We start from the raw sequence: 15,454 nt of genomic DNA, 5'->3' as shown, positions 1-15,454 counted from the left end.
CGAGTCCGACAATCAGGGCTACAAGGTCAGGTTGGATTGAGGGAGTAGCCATGGCACGAAAGAGGAAGTCCTCCGGGCGACAGCAGCTCATCCTTGCCTTCGCGGCTGGGGCGGTAATCGGAGCGGCGGGCACGCTCACGCTGCGACGTCGCCGGCAGGATGGTGGTTTCCCCACGGGAGACGTCGCCAGCGAGTTCGACGAGGGCATCGCTCCGACGCTCGGCGGGCGTATCGACGCCCCCTCTCATGGGCCTGTGATCAGGCCCGCGGCGCAGCACGGGTGACCCCGGGAGCGCCATGATCACAAACTTGCTGCAGTTGGGCCGGTTAGCGTCGGCTGGGTGGGGCGCTGATGGCCAGGACAGCGGCGTCGTCGGTCAGCCCGGTGCCGAAGGTGCCGAGTAGATCGGTGACGGCGGCGACGGCATCGGCGGCGTTGGTGGGTGCGAGGTGGGTGGCAAATCGGGCCAGGGCTGCCGTCCCGTAACGGCCATCGGTGGTCTCGCTGCTGACGGGACGGGCCTCGGTGAGTCCGTCGCTGTAGAGGAGCAACGTGTCGCCGGGGTTCGCTACGGCCGTCGTGTTGGTGTATCGGGAGGTCGGGAAGGCCCCCACGATACGGCCCTTGGTGGGGTGGTGGTGGACGGAGCCGTCGGCCCGCAGCAGCAGTGGTTCGGGGTGCCCGCCGCTGGCGATGACTGCGGTGAACCCGCCGACGGCCGGTGTGGGTGTGAGGATGCCGAACACGACGGTGCAGTAGCGCGCGTCCTCGCGGTATTCCTGCCAGAGCACGGTGTTGAGGTTGTGCAGCGCGGCGGCAGGGTCGGGGTCGTAGACGGTTGCGGCGCGCAACGTGTAGCGGGCCAAGGCGGTGACGGCGGCGGCTTCGATGCCTTTGCCGCTGACGTCGCCGAGGAAGAATCCCCAGCGGCCGTCGTCGAGGGGGAACAGGTCATAGAAGTCGCCGCCGACGTCATCGGTGGAGGCCATTCGGTAATAGGCGGCGCTTTCCAGCCCGGGCGGGGTTTGCAGCACTGCGGGTAGCAGACTGCGTTGCAGTTTGCTGACGAGTTGCCGTAGCCGTTCGTCCTCGCGTTCGGCGGCTCTGCGGGCGTTGAGGAGCTCTCGTTCGTAGGCGCGGCGCATCTTGGCGTCGAAGATGGCCGTCCGGATGAGTTGAGGTTGGCCTTCGCTGCCGGCCTTGACGATAGAAGTGACGAGGACCGGAATACGGGTGCCATCCTTGGCGCGAAGTTCGAGGGAGACGCCGCCAATTTTGCCCCGCATGGCCAGCATCGGTGCAAAGTGAGTTTCGTGGTAAATGCGGCCCCCACCGGTGAGAAGGTCACTGAAGCGGCGCCGGCCGACGAGTTCCTCGCGGCTGTAGCCGAGCCACGCCAGCAGGGTGCCGTTAATCTTCGCAATGGTGCCGTCCAGGAGGGTGGACAGGTTCCCGCAGGGCGCATTCTCGTAGAGGTCTTCGAGGTTGTCTTCAAGCAACGCAGGGAACCTCACCTGGCTCGGCCGAGCGCTCCCGTCATCGCTTGGGCCTTGGCCGTAAGGATCACCCCCCGCAGTGGCGGTCATCGGTAGGCGGTCCTGACAAACGACGTGATCGCTGCGGCCGTGGCCTCCGGCGCGCTCAACTGCGGGCAGTGCCCGGTCGCATCCAGAGTGACGAGCCGACTTCCGGCGATCTGCGCGTGCACGAACGCGCCGACTTCGGGCGGCGCGATGGCGTCCTGGGCACATTGCAGGATCAGGGTGGGAATGCTCACCGCGGCGAGGTCAGCACGGTTGTCAGACAGAAACGTGGCGCGGGCGAACACCTGCGCCATCGCAGGATCCGTCCGGCAGAAGCTCGCCGTCAACTCCTCGCCCAACTCCGGCCGCTCCGGATTGCCCATGATCAGGGGCGCCATGGTCGACGACCAGCCGAGGTAATTGCTGTCGAGCGACTCGAGCAGTTCGTCGATGTCGTCGCGAGTGAAACCGCCTCGGTAGTTTCCGTCATCGATGTAGCACGGTGACGGGGTGACCAGGACAAGCGCGGAGAAGCGCTCCGGTTCACGATTCGCGGCGAGGACCCCGATGCTCGAACTGACCGAATGGCCAACGAAGATCGGCTGCTGGAGGTCCAAGTCCTGGCAGATGCTGAGCACATCATCGGCGTAGCCGTCCAGGGAGGCGTACCGGTCGGCGTCCCAGGCCATTGGATCGGCCTTGCCTGATCCGACGTGGTCGAACAAAACTAGTTGGGCCCATTGTCCGATTTTGGCGGCCACGTAGCGCCACATGTTCTGATCGCAGCCGAAGCCGTGCGCGAGCACAACGGTCGGACCGTCCTCACGACCGGCCAACACCACGTTGTTGCGGTTCCGCACACGCATTCGCCAATCTTCCACCACCCGCACCTCGGGACCAAGTGCTCGCTCACCTGGGCGAACGTCGTGCACCGCTGTCGAAGGCACGCTCCTCGACCAGCTCGAGATCGAGGCGTACGCCGTCGGGGAAGAACCGCTTGCCGCCGCCGACCACTCGTGGTGATGAACAGGTGGTACTCGTCCATACACTCGACGAGGCGCACGCCATCGCACGAGAGCACGGTGCTCACGCCATCGTCCGGCACATCGAGCAGACGAGAACGCAGATCTGAGCGTGCGGCCACGGCAGGCGTTCCGCGACGCCCTCGCCCGCGAAATGGTCAGCAGCTGTGCGGTCAGCTATGGGCGCTTGTCACCTCGAAGGGCCGCTGGGGGGACGACATCGCGCGGCGGTGGCGGGCGAGTAGCAGGTGGTGCAGCACGATCAGGGGAGCCACGCCGGCCGGGTACCAGGCCAGGTCGACGGGGTCGAATTGCACACCCAGCGCCAGTCTCGCCGCCAGGCTCCGCGCGGACAGTTCAGCTGGCACTCCGGTCAGCTGCGCGAGCTCCACTGCCCAGCAGAAGACGGTGGCGACGGTCCCGGCCGGCACCGGTGCCATCCGCGGCGCCAGGAAGAGCACCACGGCCCAGACCATCGACGCGTACAGCGCGGTGCCGGAGTATTGCCGCAGCGCCCCGTCGTCGACGGCGCGGATCAGCAGTGCGAGGCCCAGGAACAGCAGCGCCACCACAGGCATGAGAAGCCGCACCGTACGGGCCGTGATGGGCATGCTCGCAATGGTGGTCACTGCGCCAACGTACGGGTCCAGGTCCGCGCCAGTCCGCCCGACGCTTGATTGGATAGGGAACTGTCAATAGATTGAGGATGGGCATCGTCGTGGTCCGGGCAACCCGGGCCGTCGGCGACTGACAGGTCCACCCCGAGCCGGGCACTTTGGTCGTACGCATCGACCAGTCGCTGTGGCGCACCGCCGCGCTGCACCCAGGGCGCGCCGCCGCGCCGCCTACGTATCCAGCTCGATGGCAGAAGGACCTTTCATGATGATTCTCCGCGCCCGCCCCGCTCCGACCCTGGCGGTCGTCGCCGCGCTGGTCGCCGCCGTGACCGCGAGCGGAACGGCCCTGCTCACCGGCCCGGCAGCGGCCGCCCAGGGCTGCCGGGTCGACTACACGCCCAACCAGTGGCCCGGCGGTTTCACCGCCAACATCAAGGTCGCCCCCGGCGACACCGCCGTCTCCAGTTGGACCGTCACCTGGACGTACGCCGGGGACGAGCGCGTCACGAACGGCTGGAACGCCACGGTCAGCCAGTCCGGACCGACGGTGACCGCCCGCAACGTGTCGTACAACGGCAGCATCCCGGCGGGCGGCACCACCGAGTTCGGCGTGCAGGGCACGTTCGGCTCCAGCGGCAGCGGGCCGACCGGGTTCAGCCTGAACGGCGTACCGTGCAACGGCACCGGGCCGACCCCGACCGGCGTGCCCACGACGATGGTGCCGACCACCGCGCCGCCCACCACGGCCCCGCCGACGACCGCGCCGCCCACCACGGCCCCGCCGACCACGGCCCCGCCGACCACCGCGCCGCCGACCGGGTGCGCCGGGGCGGTGCTGTGCGACGGCTTCGAGAACCAGACCGGCTCGACGCCGTCGGGCGACTGGACGGTGGTGAACCCGGACTGTTCCGGCGCCGGCACGGCCACCATCGACACGGCCACCACGCACAGCGGCAGCCGGGCGGTCCGGATCAACGGCGCCGCCGGGTACTGCAACCACGTCTTCATCAGGTCCACGAAGAGCCTCGGCAGCGTGGGCAGTGTGCGGTACGGCCGGATCTGGGTACGGCACACCACCGCCCAGCCCACCGATCACACCACGATGATCGCGATGGTCGACGCCGCCGACGGCAACAAGGACCTGCGGATGGGCGGCCAGAACGGAGCCTTGCAGTGGAACCGCGCCTCCGACGACGCGACCCTGCCCGAGCAGAGCCCGGCCGGGGTGGCGCAGAGCGTGCCGCTACCCACCAATCGGTGGTCCTGCGTGGAGTTCATGGTGGACGGTTCGGCCGGTCAGCTCCGTACCTGGCTGGACGGCACCGCCGTCACCGGGCTCACCGCGGACGGCGTACCGACGCACGACATCGACAGCCAGTGGTACAACCGCACCTGGCGGCCGCAGCTCACCGACCTGAAGCTGGGCTGGGAGAGCTACGGCGGCGGGGCCGACACCCTCTGGTATGACGACGTCGCGGTCGGGTCCAGCCGGATCGGCTGCTGACCCTTCGAGGTGTGAACGGAAACCGTCAGCTGTGGCTGACATGTCCGGGTAAATGATCAAGGGTGTGTCCCGGTAGACGTGGCACACCCTTGATCATCTCCAACTGCCTCCGGGGGGCGATGTAACTGTCCCCGGTACCGACCTTCCGTTGCGCGGTCGGAGCACAGTCCTAGGTTCGAGGCCCGTAGGTCAGCCGGCGTAGGACGATCTCGGCCGGCCCGGCCTGCCCGCGCTTGTCGAGCAGGCGGGCGATCAGCACGGTCGCCAGCCAGATGGTGACCGCGATGAGCACACCGGACACCGTGGGGCTGCCGAGGCGCTGGCCCAGGGCGAGCGTGAAGGGCGCCAGGAGGAGCAGCCACGCCACCGACTGGAACAGGTACCCGGACAGGGAGCGCTGACCCAGGGCGGCGAGCGCACCGACGACGGGGCCGGGCCGGGTCACCCGCAGGGCGATCAGGCCGAAGACCGCCACGTAGCCCGGACCGGCGAACATGCCGCTGGCGCCGTGGAGCATGAGGATCAGGCTGGCGGTCGGCTTGTCGACGTGCAGCCATCCGGCGCTGACCAGGGCGGCCGGCAGACCTCCGACGGTGGCGACGCCAAGCCCCAGGGCACCCGTCCACCTGAGCAGGGTCCGGTGACGGGCCAACTCCTCCAGGACGCGGCGGCAGGCGGCCCACATGCCCAGCCAGGCGATGACGATGAAAGGCACGACGGTCAGCGTGTGCATCGGCCATTCACCGAGACGATCCACGATGGATGCGAGGTAGCCGGACGCGGCGAGGGAGTCGACGTGGTTCGCCGGCAGCGGCGCGGAACCGCCTGAACCCGCGATGCTGCTCGCCACGATGGCGCCAAGGATCAGGATCTCGACCGTCGCCAGCGCCCACAGCACAAGGACGATCCGGTGGAGCTTCTCACCGCGGCGCAGCAGCAGGACGGTCATCACGATCCCGACGATGCCGTAGGCGCCGAGGAAGTCGCCGTAGTACAGCAGCGCGGCATGCGCGAACCCGAAGGCGACGAGCCAGAGGTTGCGGCGCAACAGCACCGAGCGGACCTGCCGGGGCGTTGCGCCGGAGGCGTCCTGGCGTCGGGCGAGCTGAACCAGTCCGTAGCCGAACATCACGGCGAAGACCGGGTATCCGCGTGCGTGGACGAGATCGAAGAGCAGGAAGTTGACGCCGCGTTCGATGCCCGCCGGGGTGGCATCCAGGCCGGGCTCGCCGGCGAAGACGACCCCGGCAACGTTGGCCAGGGCGATGATCAGCAGCATCGCTCCCCGGGCCAGGTCCGGCGCGAGGGCGCGTTCGGCGCGCAGGACCGGCCCTCTCGATGTCCGCCGTGGTGCCGTGTCAACGCTCATGGTCGTCCCTCTCCCCGAAACCTGCTTTAGTTTGTTTGAGAAAGTATCACAGGCACACTAAAGCCGTCTGGCATGATGGGGCCTGATTTCCGGGAGGCGAGCGAGGGAGCCATGACCAGCGAGGACGTGATTCCGGCTCGGCTGCGGAGGCTGTGGGGCAGGTCGGAGTCCTCGCGCCTCGGGCGGCCGGCGGTCCTTGACGTCAACCGGGTCGTCACGGCGTCGGTGGAGATCGCCGACCGCGACGGGCTCGGCGGGGTGACCCTGCCCAAGGTCGCCAAGAGCCTCGGCTTCACCGGAATGTCGCTCTACCGGTACGTCGGATCCAAGGACGAACTACTCGAGCTGATGGCCGACGCCGCCCTGGGCACGCCGCCGAACATCCCCACCGACGACTGGCGCCACGGGCTGCGCAGCTGGGCCTTCGAACAGCGCGCGGTGTTCCACCGTCGGCCGTGGCTGACGCGCGTGCCCACCTCCGGGCCGCCGTCGGGGCCGAACCAGATCGCCTGGATGGAGGCCGGGCTGGCGGTCCTGTCCGGCACCCGCCTCGACTGGGCGCACAAGATCGGCGTCCTGTCGCTGATCAGTGGCTACGTCGCGCAGTCGGTGCGGCAGTACAGCGACCTCGCCGAGGGCAGGGCCGAAGGCCAGGGACAGGCCGACGCTGAGCGCGACTACGGCCGCGCGCTGGTGCGGCTCGTCGAGCCCGAGCGCTTCCCCGAGACTGCCCGGCTGTTCTCCTCGACGCTGTTCGAGGCGCCGCCGTCGGACACTTCTGATGCGACGATCGCCGACGCGGACTTCACACTCGGGCTGGACCTGATCCTCGACGGCGTCGCCGTCCGGATTGAACGCTCCGGCTCCTGACGTGCACCGGTGAAGCTACCTCTTGACCTAGCCTCGGCGGCGGAAGGTGCGGTGGCCTACCCCGAGGTCAGCCGCCACGCCGTATAGGCGGACCCGATGAGCACCGCGGTCGCCAACGCGAGCCGGAACATCGAAGGAGTCCCCGATGAACCCGATCACGGCCAGCAACCGGCCGAAGAGTCCGCTGTTCCGGACATCAGCCGGAGTGAGGTCACACCGCAGACCTTGGCTTTAGGGCAAGCATCACCCTATGGTGGAGTCATGCCGCCGGTGACTTTCCGCTCGCGTGCCGTCACTGAGCTGGCGGCGCTCGGCGCTGTCCGCGCGGCGACGGGGGCACGGCTGCGGGTCGGGATGCGGGTGCCGGTTGTCCGCGCGCTGCACACCGCGCCCATGCACAAGCTGTCGTGCCCGCCGCAAATCGGCCGAGACCCTCCTGCGGAATCGTTGCATTTCAAAACGACCGCCAGGGCGAAGCTATTCGAGCTTCGGCCCTTTTTCTTTTTCCGGAAAGGTAGACCATGAGCGTCGATCATCGTGCTGTCGATCAGAGTTGGCTGGCTGACCTGCGAGCGTCCCTGGCGGAAGACTTCGCCACGCAGACGGCTCGGCTGCGGGAACTGACCGAGCTCAACGCGGACACCGGCGACCCCGGCGAGGCCCACAACCAGGCTGCGCTGCTGGTGGCCACCCGCCGCAACATCGAGCAGATCACCGGTGCGCTGAGCCGGATCAGCGACGGCACCTACGGTGCCTGCCAGAAGTGCCACCAGAACATCCCGGCCGAGCGGCTCGAGGTTCTTCCGCACGCTCGCTTCTGCGTGCCGTGCCAGGAAAAGCAGAACAAGTGATGCCCGTGTGGCTGCCGCGCCGCTGGCACGGCAGCCACACACCGTCATGCCAGGGCCAGACAGCAGATGGCGTCGTGACCGTCCTGGGACTCCTCAATCAGCCTCTGCCGTTGGCGGTGCTGGGTTGTCAGGGCTCCAGTGCCGCGTGCTTGGCGGTCAACCGTTCGCACTCCGCGATCTCGCCGCGCATCCGCAGCCGGCCTGCCAGCAGCCGCGCCTCGGCCAGGGTGCGAGCCGCGTTGTCGATCCGGCCCAGGTCCAGTTCGACATCCGCGAACCGGACCAGGAGCGTGGCAAGGTTGGAGACGCTGCCGTGCTCCCGCGTGGAGGCGAGGGCGCGTTCGAGTAGGACCGCCGCAGCGATCAAGTTGCCGCGCCGATGCTCGACCACGGCGAGGTTGCCAAGCACTCGTACAGCCCATTCCACGTCATACGCCGGGGCCTGGCCGTCGGCGAGCGCCTGGGCTGCGGCCTCCGGGTCGAAGACCCGGCTCGTCTCCCGGAATGCGCGTTCCGCGTCGTCCCAGTTTTCCAGGTCGCGGGCGAGTTTTCCTTCCTCGAAGACCATGTGCGCGACGAGGACCGAACTCGATGGTTGGTCCAACTCTGACACCAGTGTCCTCGCCTGGTCGAGGTAACGGGCCGCGTCGGCGAACCTTCGCTCACGCCGGCAGGTCTGTGCGCGGCAGGTCAGCTGGCGCAGCCGTTCCTGCGGCGACATGGGCAGGTGTTCGACTCGGTCGAGCGCGAGCCAGGCCAGCTCGAACTCGCCGCGCTGCCCATGGATCCAGTTCTGGTACCAGGCGGCGTGGACCACGAGGTGGTGCGCAGAGGCGGCCTGCGCGTAGCTCTCGATCTCGGCGCAGGTGGCGAGGAGATCGTCCCAGCGGCCGTTGCTGTCCAGGTCGGCGAGGACGGCCCCGGCCAGGGCGAAGGCGTTGTGAATTTGGTCGGCGTCCCGGGCCCATCTGTAGGCCGACTGGAGGTGGGGCCCGATGGTCCGCAGCCGGACGAGATCACGCCAGCTCGGGTCGGGAAGCTGGTACTCGGCGGCGATGGCCAGCATCGCCTTCATCCACTCGCCGGTCACCTGGTCCCGCAGCACGGGACGATCGCGCATGAGCTGGGTGGCGTACGTGCGGGTCAGCGGCAGCAGGCTGAAGGAACCGTCCCGCAAGTTGACCAGGGAAAGCTGGGTGAGCACCTGGATCGCGTCGTCGCGGGCGATGACGTCCTCGCCGAGGCCGGCGGCCCTGCCGAGGAGTTCCCGGTCCACCGGGGCCTCGAACATCGCGATCGCGGCGAGTACCCGAAGCGCGTCGGTCCCCTCCAGCGCCCGTACGCTCTCTGCGAAGCAGAAGGCGGCGATGTCGCTGTGTCCGGAGCCGAGCCGGCGCAGCACCGAATGCACGGGGTGCCCGAGGTCCATCAGGCTCAGGCTCCAGACGATCGCCAGCGGCACCCCGCCGGTCTTGCGAGTGAGCGACGCCGACTCCGCCTCGGTGAGGACCAGGCCGCGTCGGCCAGCCTCAGCCGCGATGAGCTGAGCGGCCTGGTCGTTCGGGAGGCCGTGCAGGCGCAGCGAGAACGCGACGTCGATCCGGTGCCGCGAGGTGACGATTGCCTTGGCGGGCTGTGGCAGGTCGCGCAAGAAGGCCACGATCTGCTCGTCGTCGATGGTCTCCAGATTGTCGAGCACGAGCAGGACGCGCGTCGGGCCGCTGAGCAGTTCTCGGACGAGGGACCGCTGTTCCCGCAGCGGTAGTTGCACGACCTCGCTCCGACCGAGCACCGTCCCGATCGCCTCGATGAGGTCGCGTAGCACGGCCAGTTCCGGCTCTCGCCGGTTGATGCCGTGGCCGGTAAGCATGGTTCGTTTCGCCGAGACCCAGACCGCTGCGTCGAAGGTCGCCTTCCCCGGCCCACCGGCCATCAGCTCGTTGGCGGTCTCCAGCGCCAGCGACGTCTTACCGACGCCGCCGATCCCATCGATGACGACCACCCAGGTCCGGTCGCTCGGTGCCATCTTGGCCACCACGGTGGCGAGTTCCTCGTCGCGCCCTACGAGCTCGTGGTAGGTGCGGTGGGGCAGGTTGTGCGGCAGGCTCGCGCTCCCTACGGCGGAGGAAGAATCTGGTGCCGGAGAGACAGGCGCCTCGATCGCCCGCAGGGCCTCTAGTTGCTGCTGCTGGTACATCAGCGCGAACGACGGTTGCAGCTCGGGCACGTGCTGGAGCTCGTCGCGCAGGCAGCGCACCAGTTCGGCAACGGCCCGATCCACTCGTGGGTCGTCGGTCGTCGTGCTGAAACGTATTACGGCCTGGGTGAAGGCATCCTTCGATTCGTCGTTGGCCCGCGCCGGAAAGAAGACCATCTCCCGGAGCGCGTCGGCGACCGTCGGCAGATCGAGCACGGGTGCGTGATCAAGCAGCAGGTCGACCATCGTGGGATCGACCCGGCCGTAGGTGGTGCGATAGCGCAGAACGGCGCGGTCGATTGCCGAACGGAGCCGCTTGTCGAAGTCGCGACGCCGGAGCTGGGCTCCGACGACGGCCTCCAGCCCACGGACCATCAGGTCGGCAAACATGGAGTTCAAGGTATACCGGTTACGCCACCGGCCTCAGACAACAAACAGCCACTGTGGTTGGTCGCTGATCGCGCCTGGTCCTATCGCTGGCTTGGAAGCACGAGCGTGCGCCGGCCCGGCCGGGCGACCGCGTGGTCCAGCGCCTCGCGAGTGGCGGCGAGCGGGAACGTACGGCCGATCAGTGGCGCCAGGTCGATCCCGCCGTACCGGACGAGGTGCGCCGCCGTCTCGAAGTCGGGTGCCGTGTGGCTCACCGCACCACCCACCATGACCTCGCGGGACCGCAGCCGCGCCGGATCGAGCGGGACCGGTTCGCCGTCGGGGATGGACTGGAAGACGATGGCGAAGCCGCCCGGCCGTACGGTCTCCGTTGCCGCAGCGACCGCCGCGCCACCGCCGCGTGTGACCACGGCCGCGTCGGCACCCGGGACGCCGAGCGCGTCGCGTAGCGCCTGGAGAATGGCGGCCGGTTCGGCCGAGGCGATGGTCAGGTCGGCGTCCGGCACCTGGGTGACCCCGGCGTCTCGCCCGGTCAGCACGACCGCGGTGGTCAGACCGCGCGCCCGCGCGTAGGCGAGGTGAAGCAGCCCGGTGAACCCTGCTCCGAAGACGACGAGCAGGTCACCTGGCTGGCACCTGGCACGCCGGACGCTGTGGGCGACGCAGGCCAGCGGCTCGACCAGCGCGGCCTGCGCGCAGGTGCCCTCGGGACCGATCGGATAGACGTCGGCTGGCGCCACGACCAGCAGCTCGGACAGGCCGCCCGGCCCGCGTGGCCGTCCGTCGGGCGGCGGCGCCGGCGCGTTGTAGGCGCAAAGGTTCGAGCGACCCGATACGCAGTAGTGGCAGTGCCCGCAGCGCGGCAAGAGCGAAACCGCCACGACGTCGCCGGCCGCGACTGTGGAACCCGCCGGCGCCTCCAGCACCACCGCACCGACCTCATGTCCGCCGAGTAGCGGATACTCGGATCGCACTCCGCGGTAGACGCGCTGCTCCCAGGTGCAGAGCCCGCACGCCCCGACGGACACGAGGACCTGGTCGGGGCCGCGACGCGGATCTGGTACGGAGTGCACGACCACCTCGTACGGGGCCGTCATCACGGCCTGTCTCACGGCGTGGCGCACCCGCCGCTCGGGCCGCTGGTGAGCACCGGCAGGAGTCGGCGGCCACTCGGTCTGTCCGGTGCCTGCGTGTGCGGGTCGGGTCGGTAGCTCGCGTCGCGCGCCGAATCCCGGAGCATTCCGGTCGGGAAGCGGCCGGCCGCGTAGAGCGTCTGGCACAGCGGGTACGGGGCGCGTAGGTCCCGGTAGCGGGCGATGGCGTTGGCCCGGCACAGCCCTCGGCAGCTGTCCGCGACCGCGCAGTTGCCGCAGACGCCAAGCAGGTCGCCGGCCTGCCACGACCGCGTACGGGTGAACAGCTCGCTCGACTCCCACAGCTCGGCGAGGGACTGCCGCCGTATGTTGCCAGCCTTCGCCTCGTCGACGTCGTGCATGCCGTGGCAGATCGCGACGTCCCCGTTGGCGAGCACCGCCGCGTACGACGACCCCCAGCCGCAGGTCACCGCGTTCCCGGTCGGCTGGAACGCCGGGGGCAGGGTGGTCATCAGGACCGTGTCTCGGGAACGCTCCGGGCTCCACTGGTAATCCCAGAACTGCTGGGGCGGTAGCCGGTCGAGCAGGGCGAACAGCTCGTCGGGCGTAATCGCCTCGTCCTGCATCTCGCGCCCACGGCCGAGGTCGTGCACGGAGAGGATCAGCTTCAACTGGGACGCGCCGAGTCGCTGGGCCAGGGAGAGGATGGCAGGGATTTCGAGGAGGTTCTGCCGCCGGGTAACTGTGTGAATCGAGAAGTAGCCGCCACGGTCCCGCAGGGCTGCGAGGTTGTCGACCGTACGCCGGAACGCGCCGGGCTGAGCGCGGAAGGTGTCGTGGACGTCCGGTGTGGCGCCGTCGAGGCTCACGTACAGGTGCAACCGGTCGAGGAGTGGCTGAAGCCGGTCGACGATGCGCGCGGTGAGCGCGGTGCCGTTGGTCTCCACCGAGATCCGGAAGCCCAGGTCATACGCGGCGTCAAGCAGATCGGCCAGGCCTCGGCGGACGAGCGGTTCGCCCCCGGTGAACTTGACGTGCCGCGCGCCGAGCGCGCGGGCCTGGGACAGGAGGTCGACCACCTCGTCGTTGTCGAGTTCGTCGGCGCCAGCTGTGCCCGCGTCGACCCAGCAGTGCCGGCAACCCTGGTTGCAGTGGAGCGTCAGCGAGATGGTGATGTTGTCGAGTCTTCTCACTGATGTGTCGGGGGTCGACCCACCATCGCTCATGCGCGCCTCCCGGGAACGCCGGCTACGACGACCGGCCAATCGTTTCACGCCGATGCCCGGGAAGAAAGATCTGCTCGCTCGCCCTTGTCGGGCTGATGATTGCGGTTGGGAGAGCTTGCGAAGGTCACCGGTTGCTTGCGTGCAACCAGTTCGCCGCGGCCATGATGAGATCGGGCAGCTCAGTCGGAGTGTCGAGCCGGCCGACCTCGGGCGTCGGGACCCAACGGCACTCGCCGACCTCGCCGAGCCGGGGCTTCAGCACGCCGCGGACCGGGCGGCAGACATAGATCATTTCGATGTGTCGGTGCGGTGACGACGATGGTGCCTTCATGTCGATTTCGAGGATCACGAACGGCGGTGGAACGACGCGGATTGCCGGATGCTCGAACATTTCCTTGTGGATTACCTCCACATGCAGCCCGGTCTCTTCGAGCACCTCGCGCACGACCGCCTGCACCGGATCCTCGTCGCCGTCCAGGTGCCCGCCCGGATAGATCCAGAGGCCGATCTTGTGATGGCTTACGAGCAGCACCCTGTCGTGGTCGTCCAGGATGATCGCCGCGGCGGTGAAGTGGCGGGCGGTTGACATGGGGATCTCCGGTGATCGAAATATCCATGGCGGCAACTGCTCTCATGCTCCCACGAGTGGTGCCCTCGATCGCCGGCGCTCGTCGCGCCGCGCCGCTGTTGACGGCGGGTGGGACGCTCTCGGGAGACTGGTGGGAACGGGCATGCGTCGGCGCACGTCGGGCTAATGGAGTGACATGTCTACAACGCGTGGGCGCCTCGTCATCGTCACGGGTGGCCCGGGCGCCGGTAAGACGACCCTGGTCAACCAGTTGCACCGCGCCGGGTTCGGCGTCCGCGAGGAGGCGGGCCGGGCGATCGTACGGGACCAGATGCTGGTTGGCGGGCCGGCGCTTCCCTGGTCCGACCCGGACCTGTTCGATGAACTCGTCCTCGCCCAGGGGATGCGCTCGTACACGACCGCCCGTGACCAGGGCGGCACGGTCTTCTTCGACCACGGCATCCCGTGCATCGCTGGCTACAAGCGAGCGCGCGGCACCGCAGTCCCCGTTCACCTGGACGCCGCGGCGGCACAATTCCGGTACGACCCGCTGGTCCTCGTCGCCCCACCGTGGCAGGAGATCTACCGGCGTGACAGCGAACGGTGGGAGACGTTCGACCACGCGGAGCGGATCCACGAGGCGATCGTGGAGGTGCACAAAGGCTACGGGTACGACCTTGTCGAGTTGCCGCGCACCGACGTCGGCGACCGGCTTCGCTTCACCCTGGACAGGCTCGGAGCCGATCCACCGGTGTGAGGCCGGACCGAGCGCGGTGGCGCGGCAGTCGGCCGCGCGGGCGGGACCACAGCGATGTGCGGAACGCGCTCGACGGGCCGGCGCCTGGGTGCCGGTCCGCCGAACGGTTTGGTCCTTCCGCGGTATCGGTGGGGCTTCAGCTTCCGGTGCAGGTGACGGTGGTTCCGCTGCCGTTTCCGGTGCCCTGGAATCCGAAACTGGTGGCCTGGCCCGGGGCCAGTAGTCCGTTGTAGCTCTGGTTCGCGACGGTTACGGCACCGCTGGTGCCGCTGGCAACGCCGTTCCACACCGAGCTGACCGAAGCTCCGCTCGGCAGGTTGAGGGTGACTCGCCAGCCGGTGAGAGCGGTGGTTCCCGCGGTGACGGTGACGTTGGCGACGAATCCGCTGTTCCACTGGTCCTGAACGGAATAGACCGCGGTGCAGGTGGGGGTCCCGCTGGGGGGCGGGGTGGTCGGCGGTGGGGTAGTGGGCGGTGGGGTGGTCGGCGGTGGGGTGTCATCGAGCGTCAGGTTCTTCTGCTGGATGCTCCACTGGCTGCGGCACAGACCACAGTTGGCGCCGACGAAGTTGCCACCGGCGGTGGTGTCGCCCTTCAGTCGCCATTTGAGGTAGAGCACCGCTACGCGGCCGAATTCACCGCCGTTGGTCTGGTCGTAGGTGCCGCCATGCCCGACGTTCAGGTTGCCCATGAAGGCGGGCAGCCCGGCCGGTAGCTTGCCCCAGTCATCCATGGCGTTCGGGTAGGCGATGTCGCCGGACCCGCCGATGAAGTAGGCGATCGGCTTGGTCAGTCTCCTGAGCTGGTAATCGTCGGCATCGTTCAACAGGCCGCTGCTGAAGATGCCGGTCGTGGTGACGCGCGGGTCGTTGGAGACGGCGTAGGCCTCCAGGCCTCCGCAGGAGAAGCCCGCGACGGCGACCTTGGTCGTGTCGAGCTTGCCGTAGTACTTGCTGCCCTGCCGGGAGTTCTCGGCGACCGCCCAGTCGATGGACTGGGTGAGCATCTGGGAGGTGGTGGAGCCGGATCCGTTCGGCGCTCCGTTGGCGATGGCGAGGAAGCCGTGGGAGGCGATTTCCCGGAGGAAGTTGCCCTGGGAGAGGCCGTTGGCCGAGCAGCCGCCGTTGCCCCACACGACGATCGGAAGGCGTTCGGTCGGGAGTGTCTGGGGCCGAAAGATGGTGTGATTGGCCAGGGTGGCCGAGGTTTCGTAGTCGGCGGGATAAGGACCGGAACCACCGACCGCGGCATTGGCCGGTGCCGCGCCGAGCGCCATGATCACCGAGGCGAGCGGGACCATTGCGGTCGCCAATCCCACGTAGATCTTCGATCTCGTTCTCATTCAAACCCTCCAGCGGATGTCGCGACGACGCTCCCTGCGGTGGCGGTCGCGGTTGCCCATCCGCGCCCCGACCAGGTGGTCGGCGCCGGCCACGGGCCAGGTCGATGTGGGCCCGTCGACCGC

Annotated in this window: 15 protein-coding genes; 6 read left to right on the top strand and 9 right to left on the bottom strand. The window is 68.7% G+C overall.

The window, feature by feature from the left end; translation table 11 throughout:
• Positions 1-50 precede the first annotated feature (50 nt).
• Entirely contained in the window at positions 51-284 is a 234-nt protein-coding gene (locus PCA76_RS20795) for a hypothetical protein (protein ID WP_272612147.1), read from the top strand.
• Between the two features lie 43 nt (positions 285-327).
• Here the strand turns inward: PCA76_RS20795 and PCA76_RS20790 are convergent, their stop codons facing one another.
• From PCA76_RS20790 to PCA76_RS20780, 3 genes are all read right to left on the bottom strand, one after another.
• Positions 328-1,500 (bottom strand): PP2C family protein-serine/threonine phosphatase, encoded by a 1,173-nt coding sequence (locus tag PCA76_RS20790; protein WP_272612146.1) that lies wholly within the window; start codon positions 1,498-1,500, stop codon positions 328-330.
• Positions 1,501-1,583: 83 nt separating this feature from the next.
• Positions 1,584-2,405, bottom strand: coding sequence for an alpha/beta fold hydrolase (locus PCA76_RS20785; RefSeq protein WP_336298004.1), 822 nt, complete (start codon positions 2,403-2,405; stop codon positions 1,584-1,586).
• Between the two features lie 314 nt (positions 2,406-2,719).
• The gene (locus PCA76_RS20780; RefSeq protein WP_272612145.1) at positions 2,720-3,157 is read right to left on the bottom strand and encodes a ribosomal maturation YjgA family protein; all 438 of its coding nucleotides are present in this window, start codon (positions 3,155-3,157) and stop codon (positions 2,720-2,722) included.
• Positions 3,158-3,425: 268 nt separating this feature from the next.
• Between PCA76_RS20780 and PCA76_RS20775 the strand changes: the two genes are divergently transcribed.
• Positions 3,426-4,667 carry a cellulose-binding domain-containing protein gene (locus PCA76_RS20775; RefSeq protein WP_272612144.1) on the top strand — a complete coding sequence of 414 codons (1,242 nt, stop codon included), beginning with the start codon at positions 3,426-3,428 and terminating at the stop codon, positions 4,665-4,667.
• Positions 4,668-4,836: 169 nt separating this feature from the next.
• Here the strand turns inward: PCA76_RS20775 and PCA76_RS20770 are convergent, their stop codons facing one another.
• Complete coding sequence (locus PCA76_RS20770; RefSeq protein ID WP_272612142.1) at positions 4,837-6,036, bottom strand: DUF418 domain-containing protein; 1,200 nt, start codon at positions 6,034-6,036, stop codon at positions 4,837-4,839.
• Between the two features lie 111 nt (positions 6,037-6,147).
• Here PCA76_RS20770 and PCA76_RS20765 point away from each other — a divergent pair, with 111 nt between their 5' ends.
• From PCA76_RS20765 to PCA76_RS20755, 3 genes are all read left to right on the top strand, one after another.
• A complete protein-coding gene (locus PCA76_RS20765) occupies positions 6,148-6,906 on the top strand; it encodes a TetR/AcrR family transcriptional regulator (protein ID WP_272612141.1) in 759 nt (252 codons plus the stop codon).
• A 96-nt stretch (positions 6,907-7,002) separates the two neighbouring features.
• Positions 7,003-7,431, top strand: coding sequence for a hypothetical protein (locus tag PCA76_RS20760; RefSeq protein WP_272612140.1), 429 nt, complete (start codon positions 7,003-7,005; stop codon positions 7,429-7,431).
• Positions 7,428-7,757: a TraR/DksA family transcriptional regulator gene (locus PCA76_RS20755; RefSeq protein WP_272612139.1), complete on the top strand. Its 330-nt coding sequence runs from the start codon at positions 7,428-7,430 to the stop codon at positions 7,755-7,757. The genes PCA76_RS20760 and PCA76_RS20755 overlap by 4 nt, the downstream gene beginning before the upstream one ends.
• A 127-nt stretch (positions 7,758-7,884) precedes the next feature.
• Here PCA76_RS20755 and PCA76_RS20750 read toward each other — a convergent pair whose 3' ends face one another.
• From PCA76_RS20750 to PCA76_RS20735, 4 genes are all read right to left on the bottom strand, one after another.
• Positions 7,885-10,344 (bottom strand): NB-ARC domain-containing protein, encoded by a 2,460-nt coding sequence (locus PCA76_RS20750; RefSeq protein ID WP_272612138.1) that lies wholly within the window; start codon positions 10,342-10,344, stop codon positions 7,885-7,887.
• 80 nt (positions 10,345-10,424) lie between these two features.
• Positions 10,425-11,456, bottom strand: a complete 1,032-nt coding sequence (locus PCA76_RS20745; RefSeq protein ID WP_272612137.1) for a zinc-dependent alcohol dehydrogenase — start codon at positions 11,454-11,456, stop codon at positions 10,425-10,427.
• The gene (locus tag PCA76_RS20740; RefSeq protein WP_272612135.1) at positions 11,453-12,664 is read right to left on the bottom strand and encodes a radical SAM/SPASM domain-containing protein; all 1,212 of its coding nucleotides are present in this window, start codon (positions 12,662-12,664) and stop codon (positions 11,453-11,455) included. The genes PCA76_RS20745 and PCA76_RS20740 overlap by 4 nt, the downstream gene beginning before the upstream one ends.
• A 124-nt stretch (positions 12,665-12,788) precedes the next feature.
• Positions 12,789-13,253, bottom strand: a complete 465-nt coding sequence (locus tag PCA76_RS20735) for an NUDIX hydrolase (protein WP_272612134.1) — start codon at positions 13,251-13,253, stop codon at positions 12,789-12,791.
• A gap of 175 nt (positions 13,254-13,428) precedes the next feature.
• Here PCA76_RS20735 and PCA76_RS20730 point away from each other — a divergent pair, with 175 nt between their 5' ends.
• Positions 13,429-13,989, top strand: coding sequence for an AAA family ATPase (locus PCA76_RS20730; protein WP_272612133.1), 561 nt, complete (start codon positions 13,429-13,431; stop codon positions 13,987-13,989).
• Between the two features lie 136 nt (positions 13,990-14,125).
• On the opposite strand, the gene PCA76_RS20725 is transcribed toward PCA76_RS20730, so the two are convergent.
• The gene (locus PCA76_RS20725; RefSeq protein ID WP_272612131.1) at positions 14,126-15,331 is read right to left on the bottom strand and encodes a cellulose binding domain-containing protein; all 1,206 of its coding nucleotides are present in this window, start codon (positions 15,329-15,331) and stop codon (positions 14,126-14,128) included.
• Between the last annotated feature and the right edge of the window lie 123 nt (positions 15,332-15,454).

The sequence above is a fragment of the Micromonospora sp. LH3U1 genome (assembly GCF_028475105.1).
GTDB lineage: Bacteria > Actinomycetota > Actinomycetes > Mycobacteriales > Micromonosporaceae > Micromonospora.
The sequence above is the reverse complement of the archived record's forward strand: the minus strand, read 5'-3'. Positions and strand labels throughout refer to the sequence as shown.